Annotated in this window: 17 protein-coding genes; 10 read left to right on the top strand and 7 right to left on the bottom strand. The window is 32.6% G+C overall.

Features of this window, described 5'->3' with window-relative positions; genetic code table 11:
- Positions 1-27 precede the first annotated feature (27 nt).
- A complete protein-coding gene (locus tag N5D90_RS06465) occupies positions 28-2,853 on the top strand; it encodes a GEVED domain-containing protein (RefSeq protein WP_280061956.1) in 2,826 nt (941 codons plus the stop codon).
- A 402-nt stretch (positions 2,854-3,255) separates the two neighbouring features.
- On the opposite strand, the gene N5D90_RS06460 is transcribed toward N5D90_RS06465, so the two are convergent.
- The 3 genes from N5D90_RS06460 to N5D90_RS06450 are packed head-to-tail and all read right to left on the bottom strand — an operon-like array spanning position 3,256 to position 5,578.
- Positions 3,256-4,338, bottom strand: coding sequence for a glucosaminidase domain-containing protein (locus tag N5D90_RS06460; protein WP_280061955.1), 1,083 nt, complete (start codon positions 4,336-4,338; stop codon positions 3,256-3,258).
- The gene (locus N5D90_RS06455; RefSeq protein ID WP_114999986.1) at positions 4,335-5,252 is read right to left on the bottom strand and encodes a 1-aminocyclopropane-1-carboxylate deaminase/D-cysteine desulfhydrase; all 918 of its coding nucleotides are present in this window, start codon (positions 5,250-5,252) and stop codon (positions 4,335-4,337) included. The genes N5D90_RS06460 and N5D90_RS06455 overlap by 4 nt, the downstream gene beginning before the upstream one ends.
- The gene (locus tag N5D90_RS06450) at positions 5,252-5,578 is read right to left on the bottom strand and encodes a hypothetical protein (RefSeq protein ID WP_280061954.1); all 327 of its coding nucleotides are present in this window, start codon (positions 5,576-5,578) and stop codon (positions 5,252-5,254) included. The genes N5D90_RS06455 and N5D90_RS06450 overlap by 1 nt, the downstream gene beginning before the upstream one ends.
- 161 nt (positions 5,579-5,739) lie before the next feature.
- Between N5D90_RS06450 and N5D90_RS06445 the strand changes: the two genes are divergently transcribed.
- Positions 5,740-5,901: a DUF5522 domain-containing protein gene (locus N5D90_RS06445; RefSeq protein WP_180906370.1), complete on the top strand. Its 162-nt coding sequence runs from the start codon at positions 5,740-5,742 to the stop codon at positions 5,899-5,901.
- 4 nt (positions 5,902-5,905) lie between these two features.
- Positions 5,906-6,640 carry a DUF2911 domain-containing protein gene (locus tag N5D90_RS06440; RefSeq protein WP_280061953.1) on the top strand — a complete coding sequence of 245 codons (735 nt, stop codon included), beginning with the start codon at positions 5,906-5,908 and terminating at the stop codon, positions 6,638-6,640.
- Between the two features lie 33 nt (positions 6,641-6,673).
- Here N5D90_RS06440 and N5D90_RS06435 read toward each other — a convergent pair whose 3' ends face one another.
- Positions 6,674-7,108, bottom strand: a complete 435-nt coding sequence (locus N5D90_RS06435; protein WP_280036098.1) for a potassium channel family protein — start codon at positions 7,106-7,108, stop codon at positions 6,674-6,676.
- 185 nt (positions 7,109-7,293) lie between these two features.
- Between N5D90_RS06435 and N5D90_RS06430 the strand changes: the two genes are divergently transcribed.
- Positions 7,294-8,913: a glycoside hydrolase family 10 protein gene (locus tag N5D90_RS06430; RefSeq protein WP_280061952.1), complete on the top strand. Its 1,620-nt coding sequence runs from the start codon at positions 7,294-7,296 to the stop codon at positions 8,911-8,913.
- Positions 8,914-9,267: 354 nt separating this feature from the next.
- On the opposite strand, the gene N5D90_RS06425 is transcribed toward N5D90_RS06430, so the two are convergent.
- From N5D90_RS06425 to tsaD, 3 genes are all read right to left on the bottom strand, one after another.
- The gene (locus tag N5D90_RS06425) at positions 9,268-9,621 is read right to left on the bottom strand and encodes a hypothetical protein (protein WP_280061951.1); all 354 of its coding nucleotides are present in this window, start codon (positions 9,619-9,621) and stop codon (positions 9,268-9,270) included.
- Positions 9,622-9,719: 98 nt separating this feature from the next.
- On the bottom strand, positions 9,720-10,427 hold the full coding sequence (locus tag N5D90_RS06420) for an RsmE family RNA methyltransferase (RefSeq protein ID WP_280061950.1): 708 nt from the start codon (positions 10,425-10,427) through the stop codon (positions 9,720-9,722).
- Positions 10,427-11,446: a tRNA (adenosine(37)-N6)-threonylcarbamoyltransferase complex transferase subunit TsaD gene (gene tsaD, locus N5D90_RS06415; protein WP_280045759.1), complete on the bottom strand. Its 1,020-nt coding sequence runs from the start codon at positions 11,444-11,446 to the stop codon at positions 10,427-10,429. The genes N5D90_RS06420 and tsaD overlap by 1 nt, the downstream gene beginning before the upstream one ends.
- A 63-nt stretch (positions 11,447-11,509) precedes the next feature.
- Here tsaD and N5D90_RS06410 point away from each other — a divergent pair, with 63 nt between their 5' ends.
- The 6 genes from N5D90_RS06410 (at position 11,510) to N5D90_RS06385 (ending at position 21,792) form a co-directional block, all read left to right on the top strand.
- Positions 11,510-16,105, top strand: coding sequence for a translocation/assembly module TamB domain-containing protein (locus N5D90_RS06410; protein ID WP_280061949.1), 4,596 nt, complete (start codon positions 11,510-11,512; stop codon positions 16,103-16,105).
- A gap of 212 nt (positions 16,106-16,317) precedes the next feature.
- Positions 16,318-16,788: an Lrp/AsnC family transcriptional regulator gene (locus N5D90_RS06405; protein ID WP_038336320.1), complete on the top strand. Its 471-nt coding sequence runs from the start codon at positions 16,318-16,320 to the stop codon at positions 16,786-16,788.
- Positions 16,789-16,821: 33 nt separating this feature from the next.
- A complete protein-coding gene (locus N5D90_RS06400) occupies positions 16,822-17,523 on the top strand; it encodes an NrtR DNA-binding winged helix domain-containing protein (protein WP_125350221.1) in 702 nt (233 codons plus the stop codon).
- A gap of 9 nt (positions 17,524-17,532) precedes the next feature.
- Positions 17,533-18,015, top strand: coding sequence for a hypothetical protein (locus N5D90_RS06395; protein ID WP_038336323.1), 483 nt, complete (start codon positions 17,533-17,535; stop codon positions 18,013-18,015).
- Between the two features lie 207 nt (positions 18,016-18,222).
- Complete coding sequence (locus N5D90_RS06390) at positions 18,223-19,638, top strand: L-serine ammonia-lyase (RefSeq protein WP_280061948.1); 1,416 nt, start codon at positions 18,223-18,225, stop codon at positions 19,636-19,638.
- Positions 19,639-19,854: 216 nt separating this feature from the next.
- Positions 19,855-21,792, top strand: coding sequence for a DEAD/DEAH box helicase (locus N5D90_RS06385; protein ID WP_260392429.1), 1,938 nt, complete (start codon positions 19,855-19,857; stop codon positions 21,790-21,792).
- Positions 21,793-21,838 lie beyond the last annotated feature (46 nt).

Raw genomic sequence — 21,838 nt, 5'->3', positions numbered from 1 at the left:
TATTACTAATATTTAATGAATTAATACATGAAGAAAATTTTACTATTATGTGGTATGGCGCTAGGTATTGGCGCGAATGCACAAGTCTCAGTTAAAGAGGGGTTCGAAGGAACAGCGCTTCCGACGACTTGGGTTGGAGCTGGAGGTTATACACCAGCTAGCTATACAGGAGTGTATAATAATGCGGGGTGTACTGGAGCTGACAGAGCTTGGGGAGCTGCTTTAGTGGGAACTGCTGCCTCTGGAAAAACAGCTACTCTTACTTATACTAAGCCTGCTGCGATGGTGACTAATGGAAAGCAAGTTGACATTAGCTTTGATTATGTCATAGAGGATTTCTTACAAAATAATGTAGGGGAACTTAAAGGAGATATTCTTGTACAATATTCTACTGCTTCAACAGGGACTACTTTTACAACAGTTTCTACGATTCCATATAGTGGAACAACAGGTGAATGTGTACATGTTACAGCCTCTATAGCTGATGGAATTGTTAATGGAGCAAATTTTAGGTTTAGAATTTCAGTAACAAGTTCAAGTGCGAATAATACTAACGGAGCATTAGTATTCTTTGATAATATTTCTATTTTACAAAAGGTTGATGCTCTTCCAAGTTGTACTACTCTTTCTACTCCAGTAGATGGTGCGACAGGTGTTTTTGTAAGACCAACTTTTACATGGGGAATTGCTGCAAATGCACATGCTTACAAATTGTATTTAGGAAGTGTGTCAGCGAATTACAATGCAATAAATGGAGAAGAACTATCTTCAGGTTATATGTTACCTGCAGCTCAAGCGTTGGCGGCTAATACGAAATATTTTGCTAAAATTGTTGCAACTAATAGTTTAGGAGATGCTGTAGGTTGTGTGGAAACTACATTTACAACAGGTGAAAATGCGTTAGCTCCATATTGTGGACCGATCATTACTACTATTCCTGCTCAGATGTTCCCAATCAAATCATTCAAATTTGGAGATGTTGAAAAAATATCTGATGAAGCGGCTACTACTTTTGGAACGTTTGAAGCTCATCAAAATTTTACAACAACAAAATTCGAAATGAATGATGATGTAACGTCAGTTCCATTTACTTTATCTGGAATAGGATCGGGAAGTAATAATTTTGCTGCTGCGATATACATCGACTGGAATGAAGATGGTGATTTTGATGATGCGGGAGAAGCTTATTTCAATTCAACAGCAACAATGTTGGTGTCAAATGTTGTAACAGGTGGTGTAATTAATTTAAAAGGAGATTTAGCTATTCCAACAGGTGTTAAAGCCGGAGAGAAGAGAATGAGAGTGAAGTATAATTTCACAAATACTTCTGTTATTCATAATGCTCTTTCTACAGCTTGTTCAGATATTGGAAATGGTCAAGTAGAAGAGTATACAATTAATGTAAAATCTACTGCACTTACATATTGTGATGCTCAAGCGACTTCTACAAGTAATAGTTTTGAAAGAATTGTTAATGTTAAATTCGCGGATATAGATAATGCTTCGACAGCTTTATATAATAATAACGGATACGAAGATTTCACTAACATTGTAGGGAATGTTCAAACTAATAATAAATATCCAATTGAGGTTAAGATTTCTAATTTCTATGGTGATAAAACAAGTGTTTGGATAGATTATAACCAAGATGGAGTGTTTACAGATAACGAAAAAACAAATATGACTGTAAACGCAGCTACATCAACTGGTGTTGTTAAAATTCCTTCTGATGCAAAATTAGGTAAAACTCGTATGAGAGTTAGAACGACTTATTCTACAGATCCTCAACCATGTGGAAATACTACATTTGGTCAAGTCGAAGATTATACAATTGATATAAAAGAAGGGGTAGCAACACTTCCTGATTGTGTTACAATTACAGCTCCAACAAAAGATGCAGTTAATGTAGCAACAACTACTAAAATTACTTGGAATACTGTTGATAATGCAGATAAGTATAAAGTTTATATAGGGACTTCTTCTGGAGTTTATGATATAGTAGATGGAAAAGAAGTTACAGAAACAAGTTATGCTACTTCTATGGCTGCTAATACGAAATATTTTGTAAAAGTGGTAGCTTCAAATGAAACAGGTGATGCAACAGGATGTGAAGAGATTTCATTTACAACAGCTGCTAACTATACTTATTGTAACAACGGAATTAATATGATTTGTAACGATGGTGATGTTATTGAAAATGTAACATTTGCAGGAGTTAATAAAGATTCTAGTTGTAGTGGAGCAACAGGTTATTCTGATTTCACATCATTGGTTGCAGAAGTGTCTACTGGAGGAACTTATCCTATTTCTGTAAAAGTTGGACCTTCAGGTGATGGTTGGTTATATGAATCTGTAGGTGTGTGGATTGATTTTAACCAGAATGGTACTTTTGAAGAAAATGAGTATACTTACGTAGGAACAGGACTTGCAGAAGTTCTTACTAAAGATATAATTATTCCTGCTGATGCAAAATTAGGAAAAACAAGAATGAGAGTTGTATTATCTGCATCAAAAGCAGATGCTTTTGGTCATCATTTCGCTTGCGGACCAAATAATGCAAACGAGGCATATGGTGAGATGGAAGATTACACTGTTAATGTAGGAAAATTAGGTGTGTCAGATATGAGTAAAACTACGATATCAATATATCCTAATCCATTCAAAGATGTGTTAAGAATCTCTGATGTTAAAGATGCTGTTTCTATTGTTGTTACTGATCTTTCTGGAAGAACATTAGCAAATATGAAACCAGCTACAGAGCTTAATTTATCAGCACTTAGCAAAGGTGTTTATATTGTAACAATTAAATATGCTGATGGAAGTACTAAGACAACAAAAGTTGTTAAAAACTAACTTTAGATATTAATTTTAATAACAAGCGCCACCCAATTTGGGTGGCGTTTTTTTTGATATAATTCTAATCGTTTATAAATTAATGAAACTCTGAATCTTAATGATAAACCTAAATTGTAAAGCTAAAACATATATACATCATATAATTCAGCTTAAAACCTAAGCTTTAAAATGAAAAAGGATATCATCGTTATTTATTTTTTTTTATTAATCTAATTTAGTAAGTTAAGTGTTGATTTTTAAGTGTCTGTTGGTGTGTCTAGTAAATGTGGAAGATTTATAAATGAGATAATGAAAGTTTGTTAAATTAGGATTTGATTAGTTTAAATAATTAAATGTTTTCTAAAACGATGAAATAAAAAAAGCTTCCTTTTGGAAGCTTTTTTAAGTTTATTGAAATTATTATGCTCTAACTTTTGTTTTCAAATTAATTCGTTGTCCAACTCTAGGTTGTTCACCTGGTTCCATACGATTTAGCTTGTATAGATTGTTAACTCTCACACCAAAACGTTGCGAGATCGTGTACATATCGTCACCTTCTTGCACTTTGTACGAATAATCAGAACCTTTTGTTTTCTTTTTTCCGAAGAATACAATTTGTCCATCTTTCAATTTAGAACCCATTTGTATTTCATTGAAATTCGCAATATCCGAAGGAACTTTGTTGTACGTTTTAGAAATTGTCGCAATTGTTTCTCCTGCTTGTGCAACGATATAAGGAATATTATTTTTATGATTTTTGATGCGCGTTGTCGGAGTTTGCGTACGAGTTTCGTAGGTAATCTTTTTAGTATTATTTACGATTGGCTCACTTTCTATAACATTATTTTTTGGTTGATAAGACGCTAATGCAACTTCTTCTTTGATGGTTTTTGGCTCTTTTTTCGTTTTAGATTTTGACGAATTATTTGCCAGCATCATATCATCTTGATTGTTGTATAACGTGTACAATTTTGCATAAACTTCTTCTGGAGAAATCTTATCAAATTGATCTAAATTATATTTCTCAATTCTTGAAATTAATTTTGACGCATATTTTGGATCAGTTGCATAACCAGATTTTTTAAGACCATTAGCCCAAGCATTATAATCTGTCGGATCTAAAATAAACAAAGCTTTGTAATATGGTCTTAACGCCAAAAATTTAGAATGATCTCTATAACTTTCTTCAACTGAAGAATATTTTCTGAAACATTCGCCTTTTGCATCATCATCGTGATAAATTCGAGGTTTATCCAACGACCATTCTTCAGGACCTTTACATTTTATTCCGAAGTGATTATTGGCTTGATCGGCTAATTTACTTTGTCCGCCGCCAGTTTCCAATAAACCTTGAGCCAACGTAATACTTGCCGGAACTTTGTAAAGTTGCATTTCTTCAACAGCTAAAATAGCGTGTTTTCGAATGTAAGTTATGTCTCTACTTTCTTGTGCTTGCGTCGAAATCGTCAACACTAAGCTAAAAACGTATAACAATTTTTTCATTCTATAATATTTTTGTTCTTCTTCTTTAAAAGTTTGTTCATTCCTTCAATTCCTTGCAATCCGCCTGTATGAACCAAAAGAATTTTAGAATTATCACTAAAATAATGATTTTTAATTAATTGAAAAATTCCAAAAACCATTTTTCCAGTGTAAATAGGATCCAATTGAATATGGTTAATTCGCTTGAAATCATTTACAAAAGTAATTAATTCATCCGAAACTTTCCCATATCCGCCAAAATGATAATCATTAAAAATAGTAAAATTCGTTTTATTTGTCAATTTTTCGATTTCATTTTGGATAAAATTTCCCTTTAAACTCGGAAAACCTAAAACTTTTTGATGAGGTTTCGAACTTTCAATCAATCCAGCAATTGTTCCACAAGTTCCGATTGCCGAAGCAATAAAATCATATTCGAAACAATCATCGTACAAAATTTCTTCGCAACCTTTTATCGCAAAATCATTTGTGCCTCCTTCTGGAATAACGTAAGTATTTGGGTATTTAGTGTTTAAATGATTAATAAATTCTACTTCATCCTTTTTTCGGTATTCTTCCCTCGAAATAAAATGCAATTGCATTCCACATTTTTTTGCAAAACGTAATGTAGGGTTTTCATCGATTTTATCTTTCAATTCTTCTCCACGAATAATGCCAATAGTTTCGAAATGATGAAGTTGACCAGCTGCCGCCGTTGCTGCAATATGATTGGAAAAAGCACCACCAAACGTTATCAATTTTTTGAAACCTTGTTTTTCAGCTTCAATAAAATTATATTTCAGTTTTCGGTATTTATTTCCAGAAATTTCGGGATGAATCAAATCTTCTCTTAATATAGAAAGTTGAATATTTTGAGAAGTTAAATGTTTGATGTCAATGTTCTGAATTTGAGCTTTATAATCGTTCCAAATCATTAGATGTATTTTAGAAAACTATAAAATTTTCGTTTTTTCAAATAATTCAAATTGTGTTCGTTTGCATAAGCTTCACGCTCAAAACTAATATTGCGATATGCTTTGTGTTGATCGCGATATTGAATTAATCGGATCGCATACTCAATCAAGTAAAAAGGATAAAAGAAAACAACCAAAAGTTCGAGTTGCTGAATGATATGAATGGTTTCGTGATTGATTAAAACTTCATCATTTTTCAGTTTTTTATCTCTCATAAAAATGAAAGGAAAAATGGTAATTCCAATAAAATTCTTTCGGAACAAATGACTCAAAACAACTACAAACATGATTTAGGAAATTCGATTTTGTTGCAAAATTAATCAATCTGAGAAGATATTGATTTAAAAAGCGTTAAAAATCGTAAATTTAGAAGATGTTTCACAAATAATTATCATACCAAAATTAATGATAGTTTATAGATAAAAGTTGTAATTTCACAGCATTAGAAATGAAAAAGTTTGAAGAAGGAGATTATTATTTATCTCCAGAAGGTTTCAGAATATTTACTGAACAATATCTAAAAAGAAGAGGATATTGTTGCAAAAGTGGATGTAAACATTGTCCGTATGGATATGACAAAAAAACAGATAAAATAAAGAATAAGAAATAATTATATGAAAATAACATCAACGGTTTTTGCTTTGTTAATAGGAAGTTGTGTTTTTGCGCAAATGAAATTTCCTGCGGTAAGTTCTCATGCTGAAGTTGAGCAAAAAGTAGGTTTAACAGAATTTGAAATTGAATACAATCGACCAAATGTAAACGGAAGAAAAGTGTTTGGAAAATTGGTTCCGAATGGAGAAGTTTGGCGTACTGGCGCGAATGAAAATACGGTCATCAAATTTGACAAAGCAATCAAAGTGAATGGACAAGAGTTGGCTGCTGGCGAATATGCGTTGTATAGCATTCCGAACAAAGAGGAGTGGGATGTGATTTTTTACAAAGACACAAAAAACTGGGGGAATCCGAAAGAGTGGAAGGAGTCGAATATCGCATTGAAAGTGAAAGCTCCGTCAACAAAATCGATGAACAATAAGACAGAAACGTTTGAGATTCGTTTTACAAATGTGACGCAAAAATCAGCTAATTTGGTTTTAGCTTGGGATAATACAACGGTTGTTTTGGATATCGAAACGAATACAATTAATGAAGTTTTGAAAATGATTGGAGATCAATTGAATGAAAATTCTTCTGCAAGAGATTTTTATAATTCAGCAAACTTCTACTATTCAAATAAATTGAATCGAAATCAAGCGTTGAAATGGGTTAATACAGCTTTAGAAAAAGATGCAAATGCGCCAGATTATTACAAAGAATTGAAAGTTAATTTGGAAAAAAATAAATATTAATAAAAAATCCCTTCGTTTATTGAAGGGATTTTTTTATTGAGTAATATTCTTCTTTAAGATAATTTGTAGGTAAGAAAACATCAACGCAGTTGACCAGCCTACCATCATAATTCCGTTTATAGCTTCTAATCCAGCCATAATTTTCCATTCACTATCAATCACAACATCACCGTAACCAACGGTTGTAAAAGTGATTAATGAAAAATAGATTGCTTCTTGAAAACTATACAAATTGTCAATATTTGGATTGAAATAAAAAGTAGCCGCCCAAATTGTACATTGTGCACCGTGCAATAAAGTCAAGAAAGATACTGAAATTGCCATTTGCCAAAGCACTTCACTAAACGTTAATCGTTGTTTTTTGAGATTAAATTTATGCAGATATTTTAGCGAATAAACTGTAACAGTTGATTGTAAAATAACATTTAGACAAATAATCAATACACCAAAACATATAATTAGAAACATATTTTTATCAATTATAGATGAATGCAAAAATATAAAGAATAAAATTTATAAAACACTTTTTGAAGCGAAAAATTTCGTAAATTTAATAGAGAAGGAAAATCTAGATATCCTAAATATTTGATAAAATCTGGATTAATAAAGCTTTATTACTAATTTTGTAACGCTAAAAATACATATTTCAACGAATGAAAATTAATTTTAAATATATTTTGATGTGTTTCGGAGTAGCTACAATTGGCTTGACTTCGTGTGCTTCAAATAAAAGTTCGAAAAAAATAGTTTATAAAAAAGTAGAATCAAAACAGCCTACAAAACCTGTAGAATCTACGCAAACAACTATTCCTACTACACCAAAAACTGAACTTCCGAACAAGAAAGATGAAGTTTTTACGGTGAAATTACCAGAAGTAAATCGTGAATTCCGCGCGGCTTGGGTGGCTTCTGTTGCAAATATTAACTGGCCTTCTAAAAAAGATTTAACGACAACGCAACAAAAAGATGAGGCGATAAAGTTGTTGGATATGTTAGAAGCAAACAATTTTAATGCAGTTATTTTTCAGGTTCGTCCAGCGGCAGATGCTTTGTACAAAAGTAATTTTGAGCCTTGGTCTTACTTCTTAACTGGAGAAGAAGGAAAAGCGCCTTCTCCATATTATGACCCGTTAGAGTTTTGGGTGGAGGAAGCGCATAAACGTGGAATTGAATTGCATGTTTGGTTAAATCCTTACAGAGCGCATCACAGTAGTGGAGGGCCGGTGACAAGCGAGTCGATGGTGAAAAGATCGCCAAGTAATGTGGTGAGATTGAAGAACGGTATGTATTGGTTTGATCCTGCTGACAAAAAAACGCAAGATCACGTTTCGGAAGTTGTTCGTGATATCGTTTCGCGTTATGATATTGATGGTGTTCATTTTGATGATTACTTTTATCCCTATGCATCTTACAACGGTGGTGCAGATTTTCCAGATAATTCAACTTGGAATGTTTACAAAAATAATGGAGGAACATTATCGAGAGCAGATTGGCGTCGTCAAAATGTGAATACAATTATCGAAAGAATTTACAAAGAAATCAAAGCAGAAAAACCTTTTGTAAAATTTGGAATTAGTCCTTTTGGAATTTGGAAACCAGGTTATCCTGCTGGAATTACAGGTTCTTCGCAATATGATGAATTGTATGCAGATGCAAAATTATGGTTGAACAAAGGTTGGGTTGATTATTTTTCACCTCAATTGTACTGGCCAATTAATTCGACAGGACAAAGTTTTCCGAAATTATTAGAATGGTGGAAATCAGAAAATACACATAACCGTCATCTTTGGCCAGGTTTGAATACGGTAGAAGTGAAAGTTTCAGATAGAACAACTGAGATTACAAATCAGGTAAAAATGGCTGGAGAGATTTTGCAAAATAATGTAGGTGTTATTCACTGGAGTATTGCTGGATTAACGAAAAATCCTTCGATGTTGAGTTATCTAAAAGAAGGTCCATACAAAACCAAAGCTTTGGTGCCAACTATGAATTGGATTAAGGCAGATCGTTTGGCAAAACCAAGTTTGTCTGTAAATGCAAAAGCATCAGAAGTTGTGATGAATTGGAATGATTATAAAATGAATTCGAATGTATCGAAATGGATTTTATATACACGTTACAACAACGATTGGGAAACATCTATTTTGGATAAAAACAAAACAAACCAAACAATTTTGAAACATAAAGATGGTAAAAGCTTAACAGCAGTTGCGCTAAAAGCTGTCGATCGTTTAGGAAACGAAAGTGATTACGTTGCTCAAAAAATTAATTAAGAATAGAATTTCTTTAAATATAAATCCTCAACGAGAGTTGGGGATTTTTTGTTTTACAACTTTGTTGTTTTTGTATATTTGGTTATTCACTAATAGTTTAACACATATTTAAATAACCATAATTATATGAAAAATAAAATAGGTTTCAATATTATTTTTGCGCTTATTGCATTTCCAATAGGACTAGCTTTGTTAAGAGAGTTTAATTTTCAAGATTTTATGTTTAGAAATACAGCATTAGGTATTATTTATTTAGTAACCTTTATATTCTGCATATTTTTTATGTTGAAGAAAAAGAAGGTTGAAAATTAGAATTTAATATAAAAAAATCCTCAACATAAGTTGAGGATTTTTTTATTTTTTTCTCTTTAAAATATAATAAAGTGCATCGTCGTCATTTTCTTTCGATGTGTAGGCAAATTGAAATTCATATCCATTTGCAGACATAAAATTTAACGCATCAATCATTGAATTAAATTTCACTGCAATTCCACGTTCATCTTTTATTTTCAAACCATTTTTAAAGGAAATTGATTTAGTTTCTTGTCCAAAATCCAAGCGAATATTCATTTTTGTACTCAAACCTCGTCCAGTTCCAATAATTTGTACATAGTCAACATTAATATCTTTAATCGGAACATCATTTACAGTTTGTGCAAACGCAAAACTTCCGATGAATAATCCCAAAATAAGTGCTAATTTTTTCATAGGTTTTTAATTTTGATAAAGATATTTATTTTCAGATAAAAAGAAAAAAACCGATTCAACAGAATCGGTTTTTGTATGAAGTAATAGTTTTAATCGATTTATTTCAATCCCCAATCAACAGCAAAAACAGCTTGTAAAGCGGCAGTTTCAGTACGGAAACGTTGATGTCCAAGACTAATTCCTGTAAAATTATGATCTTCTGCAGCTAAAATTTCATCTCGCGAAAAATCACCTTCAGGACCAATCATAATTAAAATTTTCTGCGGATTATTTTCCAAAACTGTTCGCAAAGGCGTGCGTTCAATATCTGCTTCGCAATGCGCAATACATTTCGTGAAACCTTCAAAATTCTGCTTGATAAACTCATTGAATTTTGTCAAATCATTTACTTTTGGCAAATACGCTTTCAACGATTGTTTTGTTGCAGACTGAACAATTTTTTCGATTCGTTCAATCTTAATATTTTTTCGTTCCGAATGAAAAGTTTGCAAAAATGTAATTTCATCAATACCAATTTCGGTTGCTTTTTCCAAGAAAAATTCCAAACGTTCCATCGTTTTTGTTGGTGCAATTGCAACATGTAAATAGTAATTTTTCTGCTCGAAATTTGTTTTTAAATCAATTACTTTTCCTTCAACTGCTTTTTTAGAAATTGATGTAATTTCAACTTCAGCCAAATTTCCTTTTCCATCTGTTACATGCACCAAATCGCCTTCATTTCCGCGTAAAACTTTCGTGAAATGATGACTTTCTTCTTCGTTCAGAATAGCCGTTTCTTGATGAATTTCTCCAAAAAATAATTTCATTAAATATGGTATTTAGCCACAGATTTCGCTGTGTTTTCTGTAAATAACTCTTGATCAAATTTTAAACTTCCAACCATTGCAATCATCGCCGCATTATCTGTTGTGTATGCAAATTTTGGAATAAAAGTTTTCCAACCAAATTCTGTTTCTCCATCTTTTAATCGTTGACGGATTTCAGAATTTGCCGAAACTCCTCCTGCAATCGCAATTTGTTTAATTCCAGTTTCGTCCGAAGCTTTTTTTACTTTTTCCATCAAAATATTAACAATAGAATGTTGAATAGAAGCGCACAAATCGTCAATATTTTCTTCGATAAAATTTGGATTCGCTTTAACTTCTTTCTGAATAAAATATAAAATTGACGTTTTGAAACCGCTAAAACTAAAGTTTAAACCTTCAATTTTTGGTTTTGCAAATTTGAATTTTGTAGGATCTCCAATCTTAGATTTTTTGTCGATAATTGGACCTGCAGGATAAGGTAAATTTAAAATTTTACCCGCTTTATCAAACGCTTCACCAGCTGCATCATCAATCGTTTCTCCTAAAATTTCCATCTCAAAATAATTATTGATTTTTACGATTTGAGTATGTCCACCAGAAACCGTCAAACATAAAAATGGAAAAGTTGGTTTTTCGTCATTGGCATCTTCAATAAAATTTGCCAAAATATGTGCTTGCATGTGATTAACTTCAATTAACGGAATATCCAATGATTGACTGAAAGATTTCGCAAAACTTCCGCCAACCAAAAGCGATCCCATCAATCCTGGACCACGCGTATACGCAATTGCTTTAAGTTCTTCTTTGTTAATATTTGCCTGTTTTAGGGCTTGATCTACGACGGGAACAATATTTTGTTGATGTGCTCTCGAAGCTAATTCTGGTACTACGCCACCATATATTTCGTGAATTTTTTGGCTTGCCACAACATTAGAAATAATTTTATTTCCGTCAATAATTGCTGCGCCTGTATCATCACAAGAAGATTCTATGGCTAAAATGTAGTTTTTATCGCTCATAATTCCTTGTAGAATAAAATTTATAACTTATTTTTACCCTGCAAATATCGTAAATTTAAACCATTGAAAATAGTCAGACGAATAGGAAGATTTTTATTGTCGTTGATTATACTCGTTTTAACTCTTGTTTTAACAGTAGCAATCGCAATACAAATCCCTGCGGTACAGACAAAAATAGCTCACTTTGCCTTAGAAAAATTAAATAAATCGTTGAATACACAAATGTATGTGGATTCAGTGGATATTGATTTTTTTGGACGAATATATTTCCATGGCGTTAAGATAAAAGACGATCATAAATATGATTTTATGAAGTCGAAAACCTTGGAAACGACAATTAATCTTTGGACACTTCTACCAGGAATCAAAAAAGATCATATTGATTTGAGTGAGGTAAAATTGATTGAACCCGAAGTTCGTGTGATTACGTACAAAGGCGATTCAATTTCGAATTTTATCAAATTTGTGAACGGTTTTAGTTCTGATAAACCAAAAGATCCGAAAAAGATTTTCAAATTGGATGGAGATTTTATTTTGGAAGATGGTAAAGTTTCAATTGTTAATCAAAATTCTGGGAATATCTGGTTGGATTCAAAACAGTTGAACATGACGGTTAAGAAGTTTCGATTAGTTGATTCTGATATTACGGCTGATTTAGAAAACTTCTGCTTTGTTGCGACAAAAAATAAAGAAACGTATAACGTACAAAACTTTACAGGAAAAGTTCATTATTCGAAAAAAGAAATTCGAGTTGGCAATTTGAATTTGAGAACGGATACATCTGTTTTGAATGGAAATTTATTGTTGAGTTATGACGAGCCTTCGGATATGAGTGACTTTGAAAATAAAGTTCGTTGGGATGTTTTCTTTGATCGAGGTTCTAAAATTAACTTTAAGGAAATTCGTTATTTTACTCCTTTATTTGATAAAAATTCGTCAGTAGATTTATATGGAAAAGTAAATGGAACACTGAATAATTTGACTTTTTCTGATTTCGAATTGAAAGGTGAAGACAATTATGTTGGCGCTTCTCGCTTGCAATTACAAGATGTTTTGCATGGTTCTTTGCTGAATTTTTCGACAAGAAATGTAAAAATCAATACATCATATCAAAAAATCACAAAATTACTTCCAACCTTTGTTTCGAAAAAGATTCCTGATCTATTGACTCGTTTTGGAAACCTAAATTATCGTGGAGATATTGCATTAAATCCGAATGAAATCCATGCAAATGGTTACGCAGTTTCTGGACTTGGAGATGCTGATATTAAAGCGCAAATCAAGAATTATAAAAATGTAAAAGCCTTAATTTATAAAGGAACTTTAGATGCGAAAAATTTAAATCTTCGTCAATTGACAAATGCAAAAGATTTGGGTTATGTAAGTGGGAAGTTTAGATTTGATGGACGAGGAACAGATCTGAAAAATATCAATTTAGATGTTGACGGAATGCTTCGTTACATGGATTTGATGGGTAAACGTTATCAAAATATTACGGTTGATGGTTTGGTCAAAAATTATCAATTCAATGGCTTGTTCGATATCAAAGATCCAAATCTAAATGCGCAATTGAAAGGTAAAATTAACTTTAGTGGAAAACCTTATGATTTTGATTTTACTTCGAATATTCGTCAAATTAATTTAGATTTTCTTGGCGTTACAAAAAATCTAAATGCAATTGTACGTGGCGATGTTGAAGGGAATTTTAAGCTGACAAATATTAATGATTTCAGAGGAAATATTGATGTGAAAAATCTTTACTTCCGTTCGAAAAAAGATACGTTAGAATTGTCACATGTCATGTTGAATTCTCAAATAGATGGTTCGCATAAAATCATGACTTTGGATGTTCCTAATTATATGCGCGCTACAGTAGATGGTCGCTATAATATTACAGAAGTTGCCAATGTCATCAATAATTCGCTTGTAGATTTAGTTCCATCTTTCCGTCATAAAAAAGTTTCGCCAAATCAGGCTTTTTCGTTTGATGTTTATGTGCAAGAAAATTTATTACAATATATCGATTCATCGATTTCGATTGAGCCAGATACGCATATCAAAGGTTATATAGATGGAACGAAAAATCAGTTGGAAGCGACGCTTGAAACGCCTGGAATCAAATATGCCGGAATTCAATTGTTCCAATCTAATGTTAATCTAAATACAATTGCTGAGTTGCCAACGTTGAATGCGAAGATTGATAGTTTGAAAGTAAGTGGTGTAACGATTAATGCGATTAATGTAAATTCGATTCCGAAGAATGATACAATGATTGTGAAAACAGATTTTAATATTGGTCGAAAAAATCCAATTTTATTTAATCTGAATCTTTTTCATACAGTTCAGAATAATAATGATTTGATTTTTGGATTTTCTCCTTCAACAATACAAATTGATTCGACACAATGGACAATTAATCATTTGAATGATGCAAATTCGAATCGTGTAATTTTTAATCGAATCAATAAATCATTAAAAGTTGAAGATTTATCATTAGAATCGGAAGAACAATATCTGAAGGTGAGTGGTTTATTTAATAATAATACAGATTATAAATTTAATGCTGATTTTAAAGATTTGCATTTAGAAAAAATTATACCTAAAACATTATTGAATAATCTAAAAATTGTCGGTATAGCAAATGGTAAAGTAGATATTATTCGTACAAAAGAAAAACTTGAACCAACACTTGAAGCTAAAATTGATAAGTTAGGTTTAAATGATTTTGAGCTTGGTAATTTGACGTTGCAAGGAGGTTATAATGTAGCGGATAAACAATTTAATTTTGAAACAAGTTTACAGAAAGAGCAAATTCAATCGTTGGTTGCTTATGGTAATATTATCAATAAACCAACTGGACCTGAGGTTGATGTAGATGCCAATTTTGATGAGTTTCACATCGATTTCTTAGAAGGATTTTTAAAATCTGTTTTTTCTAATATGCGTGGAACTTTATCTGGTGATTTAAAAATTACAGGACCTGTTGACTTGCCAAATCTTAGTGGGAATATGGTTGCAAAAGACCTTGGATTAAAAGTTAATTTCTTAGGAACAGATTATTTATTTGAAGGAGAAAACGACCTATTTGTTTCGAAACAAGGTGCAGGACAAGGAAGTATTATTTTGAATGATATTGCATTTAAAGACACTGCTTACAATACAAAAGGAAAGGTTGACGGAGCAATTCTTTTCCGCAACCTGTCTAAATGGGGTCTCAACTTAGATTTCGATACGCAAAATTTATTGGTGATGAATACATCTATAAAAGACAATGAACTATTTTATGGAAAAGTATTTGCCAAAGGAAATGTCTCTATGTTTGGTGCGGTAGAGGAGTTGGAAATTGCTGGTGATGCGACTGTTGTAGGGAATTCTGAATTGACAATTAATACAGGAAGTACAACAATTGAGTCAGAAAATAACTTGGTTCGTTTTGTTCCTAACCAATATCTGGACGAAAAATCTAAAAATAATGAACCGCATGCGCCAAAAGGAATGTCGATAGATGTCAACATTAATGCGTATCCAAATGCAATGGTGAATTTGATTTTTGATGCAGCTACAAACGATAAAGCGACAGCACGTGGTACAGCAGAAAATCTTAGATTCTTAATGAATAAAGCTGGATTGAGTATTACAGGTGTATATAATATAGAAAGTGGTACATATGAGTTTAGACAATTTCCGTTGATTCCGAAAGATTTTAAAATCAAAAAAGGATCTTCGGTACAATTTGCAGGAAATCCGCTCGATGCAACGCTTAATATTACGGCAGAATATCAGCGTTCGGTATCAAATGTTGGAGACTATTTAGGTGTAGGATATTCGCAAATTTATGATGCTCTCCTATCAATTAATATTTCCGAAACGTTGAAGAAACCTATTATCGATTTTGGATTAACAATTCCTAATGCAGGTTCAGATATCAATTCGCAGTTACAATCAAAATTCCGTTCAAATACAGAAGAACAGATGCTTCAGTTTAGTTATATCTTATTGACAGGTAAATTTGGTGACGCATCGGCTGTTCAGTCTGGTGTAACGAGTACAGCTGCTGATATTGGTTTATCGACAATTGCGGGCATGTTATCATCTATTGCGAATAATGTAGATATACAAATGGAGTACGTTGGTGGTAGTGCACAATCGGAGACAAATGATAAAATTAGAACTTCGGTTTCATATCGCGTTAATAATCGTTTAAGTTTGCGTGGTTCGTATGGAATTGCGGTTACAAATAATAGAAATGTACAAGAGAATTTCGATGGTAATTTTGATATTTCCTACGATATTTCAAAATTAAATAATGGATCTTTGGTCTTAAAAGCATTTACAAAACCTACAACTTTCGGTTTATTACCTGGAATGGAAAACAACTTGAATCAAAGTTTCGGAGTCGGAATACAATACAACAAAAGTTTCGATACGTTTAGAGGTTTCTTAGGTTTAGATGAAAGTAAAAAGAAAACTAAAGCTAAAAAAGAAGAGCAACCACAAGAAAGATTTGATTCGATTGTACTTCCGAAACAGTTTAAAAGTGAGGAAAGAAGAATAGATTCTACTCGTCAAACTACAAAAGATACGGTCAAAGTTACGTATCAAAAAACTACTCAACCTAAGGTGGAGCAAAAGCGCCGTGGTTTAGTCAAAATTAAATAAAAAAAAATGAGTTTATTGTGGTTAGACAATAAACTCGCGCAAACAAACAAAAGTGATTAGTTCTTTCTTTTTTGAACTATTATTATAACAAAAGTAAAATATTAAATAAATCATTAAAAAATATTTTGAAGTTTGTTTGTTTTATTTATAATTTTGCTAAAAATTAATTCGATTTTTTATTAAAATAATAATAATAATCAAAAATTAGGAAAATGAATTACATAATTGATGATGTTGATAAGAAAATTTTGATGTATTTGATTGACAATACAAGAATGCCATTTACAGAAATTGCAAAGAAAATGAATGTTTCTGCTGGTACTATTCACGTACGTGTTAAGAAATTAGAGGAGGCTGGAATCATCAAAGGAACTACACTAATTACAGATTATGATAAAATGGGTTATCAGTTTGTTGCGTATGTAGGATTGTTACTTACAAAAACAAACAAAACTCAGAAAGTGATAGATGAATTATATAAAATTCCTAACGTAACAGTGGTTCACGTTGTTTCAGGGAAATATAATATTTTCTGTAAAATTCGTGCAAGAGATACTTCTGATGCGAAAGATGTTATCTACAAAATTGATCAAATTGATGATGTATTGAGAACAGAATCTATGATTTCGTTAGAAGAATCTTTCAACGATAAAAATAGATTGATGCATTCAATTTTTCATTAAAAATAAATTTCAATTTATTAATCATCCCACAAAATGACAGACGAAGAAAAAGAAAAATATTTTCAGGTCGCTCTATGTTCAAGTCTCGTACTTTTCGGGTTTGATGGAGAAGATCTCAAAATATTGGTGTACAAAAAACTAAACGATCCTTTCAAAGGAGCATTGGTTTTGCCAGGAAAATATATTGCGCCAACGGTAAGTAACGATCAAGCAATTCACGAATTATTGATTGAGAAAATTGCTTACGATGAGCATCAAACATATATTGAACAATTGAAAGCCTTTACAAAAGTTTTTCGTAATCCATTAGGACGTGTTGTAAATGTTGCTTACTATGCTTTGGTTAAATTAACGCCTCAAATAGAGGAAAAAGTGAAAACACAAGGTGGAGAATGGTTTCCTTACGATCGCGTTCCGGATTTAGCTTTTGATCACAATGAGATTGTAAAATATGCAAAAGAGCGTGTAAAACGTCGTGTGAAGCGTCGTCCAGTAGGATTTAACTTACTTGGAGATGAGTTTACAATTGCGCAATTACAAAGTTTGTATGAAAAAGCCTTGAATCGTGAGTTGGATAAACGTAACTTTAGAAAGAAAATCTTTAACTCAAATTTAATTATCGAAACAGGTAATACAACTGATCCTAAACAACATCGTAAAGTATCTAAATTGTATCGTTTTGATGAAGAAAAATACGAAAAATTGAGTTTGAAAGGATATGATTTCTTATTTTAAAATAAAGCTATGACAGATCAAAAAGTAGAACAAAATCAAGAACGTGACGACATTTTTGACACAAAAGTTTTAATGTCGGATAATACCAAAACAAAAGATTTGAAACACGAAGGAAACAAAACATCATTCCTTTTCAAGTCAATGATTTTTATAATGGTTTTCTTGATTTTGAGTATTCTTTATCGTGGTTATCAATTATTGGTGACAAATGATTATTTGTTCCGCCAAATGATGAACGAAGATGCACCAGAAATGCCAAAATGGTATCCAATTGCAACGCTTGTTTTAGGAGTTATTGCATTAATTGGTATCTTTTTAGTGAAATCTTACAAAAGAATTGGTGTATATATGGTTGTAACATCATTATTTGTGTCAGCAGCAATGCAGCCCGAATTTATGGCAGATGGAACACTTTTTACCATGTTTACATTGTTTGTGTTTATAGGTTATGGTTTAGCGATTATCTATCCATATTGGCACAAGTTTAAATAAAAACTTAATAAAGTATAGAAAAGAGGTTACAATTAGTTGTAACCTCTTTTTTTGATGCTGAATTATTTGTATTAATATCATTCAATATGAATATTTTAAGCTTATTAATTGTTTAAGTTGATAAAAAAACTGCTTAAATAAAGCGAATATGAGAATTTAACGGCTATATTTGTCTTGTGTGGAAAAAATATAAATTAAAAGTACAAAATGGATTGTATTTCAGTATTTGATATGCTCAAAATTGGCGTTGGTCCTTCAAGTTCGCATACTTTAGGTCCTTGGCGCGCTGCAGAAGCTTTTCTGAAAGAATTGGAAGCTGCATCTATCTTTAATAAAATTACTAAAGTTCGTGTAGATTTGTATGGCTCTTTATCGCTTACAGGTAAAGGACATGCAACTGATTATGCAGTAATGTTAGGGCTAAGCGGTGCTGATCCTGAATATATTCCTGTTGATGATATCTCGAATATTATTAATACGATCAATACAAATAAACAATTAAATTTTGGAAATAAATTTTTAATTGATTTTAATCCCGAAACTGATATCGTTTTCAATCGTGAATTTTTATCTTTTCACGCTAATGGAATGATGTTTACAGCTTTCTATGAGAACGAAGAATTTTCTTCTACGTTTTATTCGATAGGAGGAGGATTTATTACAAAAGAGGATGATAGTGCTACCAATACAGATGTCACTTGTGCCTTTCCATATTTATTTAATACATCAACAGAGTTATTAGAATTTTGTTCGAAAGAAAATAAATCGATTTCAGAAATCATGTTCGAGAATGAAAAAACAATCCGAACAGAAGATGAAATTCACCACGAATTAATGCGTGTTTGGAATACCATGTTAGAGTGTATGTACATTGGTTGTCATACAGAAGGTATTTTACCAGGCGGATTGAACGTGAAACGTCGTGCTTATGATATGCACAAGAATTTGGTTGGAGCAACACCTTATTCTAATCCACAAGAATGGATTGCTTCAATCCGAAAAACCAAAGTATATTTTCGTCAAATCTTGAAATGGGTAAGTTGTTTTGCTCTTGCTGTTAATGAAGTGAATGCTTCGTTAGGTAGAGTTGTAACAGCTCCTACAAACGGAAGTGCAGGAGTTATTCCAGCAGTTTTGATGTATTATTTGGTGATCGAAAATCATAAAGCTGGTCAAAAAGAGATTGAACAATTCTTAACAACAGCAGGAGTTATTGGTTCTATCTTTAAGAAAGGAGCAACTATTTCTGCAGCAATGGGAGGTTGTCAAGCTGAGATCGGTGTATCTTCGGCTATGGCTGCAGCTGCATTATGCGAATTAATGGGAGGAACTCCTGCGCAAGTAACAATGGCTGCCGAAATTGCAATGGAACATCATTTAGGTTTAACGTGTGATCCGATTGGAGGTTTGGTACAAATTCCTTGTATCGAGCGTAACACAATGGGAGCGATTAAAGCAATAAATGCGGCAGAATTAGCATTGGATACAGATCCGTTGACTGCGAAAGTTCCGTTAGATAAAGTTGTGAATACGATGTGGGAAACTGCAAAAGATATGAATAATAAATACAAAGAAACTTCCGAAGGAGGTTTGGCAGTTGCTGTAAATATTGCAGATTGTTAGTAATTTATTCATTATCAATAAAATAATATTATGTGTATTAATTGTAAGGATTATGAATGTGTGTTGTGTATTTCAAAAATAATCCTTACATTTGCACAGCCTTTTAGAGTTAAGGTACGGATGTTAAAGAATATTCATTTAGGGATTTTTTAGGCTGCTCAGCCATTTAATTTTATTCTTTCATATCTGTTGGTTAAATAATTTAAAATAAAACCGGTGATATGGAATATAAATGAATTTCATTATCTCGGTATCGTATCTAACATGATTACATTCAAAGAATTAGGACTTCAAGAAGAAATCCTAACTGCAATTGAGAAAATGGGCTTCGTTAACCCATCTCCAATCCAAGAAAAAGCTATTCCTCAAATCCTTTCATCAGATCAAGATGTTATTGCATTGGCGCAAACAGGTACAGGAAAAACTGCAGCATTCGGGCTTCCGGTTTTAAATCAATTAGACAGCAATTCAAAATCAGTACAAGCAATTATTTTGTGTCCTACTCGTGAATTATGTTTACAAATTGCAAAAGAATTAGAATCTTTTTCTGCAGATATGCGTGGAGTACGTGTACAGGCAGTTTACGGTGGTGCTGACATCGTTAAACAAATTAGAGGATTAAAAGATAATCCACAAATCGTTGTAGGAACACCAGGTCGTACAATGGACTTAATCAAACGTGGCGCATTAAAAATTAATGACATCACATGGACAGTTTTAGATGAGGCAGATGAGATGTTGAACATGGGATTCCGTGACGAAATCGATTCTATCTTAGAAACAACTCCAGAAGAAAAACAAACTTTATTATTCTCAGCTACAATGCCTTCTGAGGTTCGTCGTATCGCTTCAGAATATATGCACAATCCAGTTGAGATTGCTGTAAGTAAAGTAAATACTGCATCAAAAAATATCGAGCACCACGTTTACTTAGTACGTTCTTCTGATCGTTACTTAGCTTTAAAACGTTTGGCCGATTATTACCCAAATATTTATGGTATCGTTTTCTGTAGAACTCGTCGCGAAGCGAAAGATGTAGCAGATAAATTGATGCAAGATGGTTACAATGCAGACGCATTACACGGAGATTTATCACAATCACAACGTGATCACGTGATGGAAAAATTCCGTAACCAAAACATTCAAATCCTTGTTGCAACAGACGTTGCTGCTCGTGGTATCGACGTAAATGAGTTGACTCACGTAATCAACTTCAATTTACCAGATGATCCTGAAGTTTATGTACACCGTTCAGGACGTACAGGACGTGCGGGTAACAAAGGGATTTCTATCATTATCTCAGGAGGACGTGAAGCGCGTAAAATTAGAGATTTAGAAAAATTAATTGCTTCTAAAATTGAGCCTAAAAACGTACCAACTGGAGCAGAAATCTGTGAAAAACGTTTAATTTCTTTAATCGATAAAATCGAAAACATCGAGGTTGATGAAGAATTAATCGAGCCTTACATGGAAACTGTAAACGAAAAATTGGCAAACTTAGATCGTGACGATTTATTAAAACGTTTCATGACAGTTGAGTTCAATTCTTTCTTAGAATATTACAAAAACACGAAAGATATTTCTTCTGAAGGAGATCGTGGTGATAGAGGAGATCGTTCTTCTAACCGCCGTGGAGGTCGTGATTTCTCTCGTTTCTTTATCAATATTGGTCAAAAACACAACTTACGTGTTCCAAACTTAATTGGTTTAATCAACGAGCAAACTCGTAACCGTAACATCGAAATCGGAAAAATTGAAATTTTACGTAATTTCTCTTTCTTCGAAGTTGATACACAATTCGAATCATTAGTGTTAGAATCTTTCAAAGATGCACAACGTGATGGTGTAGATTTAGATGTTCAAATCTCTAAACCAGAACCAAGACGTGGTGATGGTGAGCGTCGTGGAGGAGATCGTCGTCGTAATGATAGAGGAGGAGATTCTCGCGGACGTGGTTTCAATAGTCGTCGTGATAATGACCGCGAAAGAAGTGGAGGTTATCGTGGTGGAGATCGTGATCGCGGAGGAGACAGAGGTGGATTCCGTGGAGGAGATCGTGACCGTGACTCAAGAGATTCAAGAAGTGGAGATCGTGGTGGTTACCGCGGTGGAGACCGTAACAGAACAGGAAACTCAAGAAGAGGTAGAGATTAATATATTCTCAACAAATAATAACAAAAAGGATGATTTTATTAAATCA

Origin of the sequence: Empedobacter sp. GD03797 (genome assembly GCF_029842105.1) — a bacterium.
In the GTDB taxonomy this organism is placed as follows: Bacteria; Bacteroidota; Bacteroidia; order Flavobacteriales; family Weeksellaceae; genus Empedobacter; species Empedobacter falsenii_C.
The sequence above is the reverse complement of the archived record's forward strand: the minus strand, read 5'-3'. Positions and strand labels throughout refer to the sequence as shown.

Bases quoted from the DNA above. Each gene is read 5' to 3' on its own strand.
- N5D90_RS06465 (WP_280061956.1), top strand. From the start codon at position 28: ATGAAGAAAATTTTACTATTATGTGGTATGGCGCTAGGTATTGGCGCG.
- N5D90_RS06460 (WP_280061955.1), bottom strand. From the start codon at position 4,338: ATGAAAAAATTGTTATACGTTTTTAGCTTAGTGTTGACGATTTCGACG.
- N5D90_RS06455 (WP_114999986.1), bottom strand. From the start codon at position 5,252: ATGATTTGGAACGATTATAAAGCTCAAATTCAGAACATTGACATCAAA.
- N5D90_RS06450 (WP_280061954.1), bottom strand. From the start codon at position 5,578: ATGTTTGTAGTTGTTTTGAGTCATTTGTTCCGAAAGAATTTTATTGGA.
- N5D90_RS06445 (WP_180906370.1), top strand. From the start codon at position 5,740: ATGAAAAAGTTTGAAGAAGGAGATTATTATTTATCTCCAGAAGGTTTC.
- N5D90_RS06440 (WP_280061953.1), top strand. From the start codon at position 5,906: ATGAAAATAACATCAACGGTTTTTGCTTTGTTAATAGGAAGTTGTGTT.
- N5D90_RS06435 (WP_280036098.1), bottom strand. From the start codon at position 7,108: ATGTTTCTAATTATATGTTTTGGTGTATTGATTATTTGTCTAAATGTT.
- N5D90_RS06430 (WP_280061952.1), top strand. From the start codon at position 7,294: ATGAAAATTAATTTTAAATATATTTTGATGTGTTTCGGAGTAGCTACA.
- N5D90_RS06425 (WP_280061951.1), bottom strand. From the start codon at position 9,621: ATGAAAAAATTAGCACTTATTTTGGGATTATTCATCGGAAGTTTTGCG.
- N5D90_RS06420 (WP_280061950.1), bottom strand. From the start codon at position 10,427: ATGAAATTATTTTTTGGAGAAATTCATCAAGAAACGGCTATTCTGAAC.
- tsaD (WP_280045759.1), bottom strand. From the start codon at position 11,446: ATGAGCGATAAAAACTACATTTTAGCCATAGAATCTTCTTGTGATGAT.
- N5D90_RS06405 (WP_038336320.1), top strand. From the start codon at position 16,318: ATGAATTACATAATTGATGATGTTGATAAGAAAATTTTGATGTATTTG.
- N5D90_RS06400 (WP_125350221.1), top strand. From the start codon at position 16,822: ATGACAGACGAAGAAAAAGAAAAATATTTTCAGGTCGCTCTATGTTCA.
- N5D90_RS06395 (WP_038336323.1), top strand. From the start codon at position 17,533: ATGACAGATCAAAAAGTAGAACAAAATCAAGAACGTGACGACATTTTT.
- N5D90_RS06390 (WP_280061948.1), top strand. From the start codon at position 18,223: ATGGATTGTATTTCAGTATTTGATATGCTCAAAATTGGCGTTGGTCCT.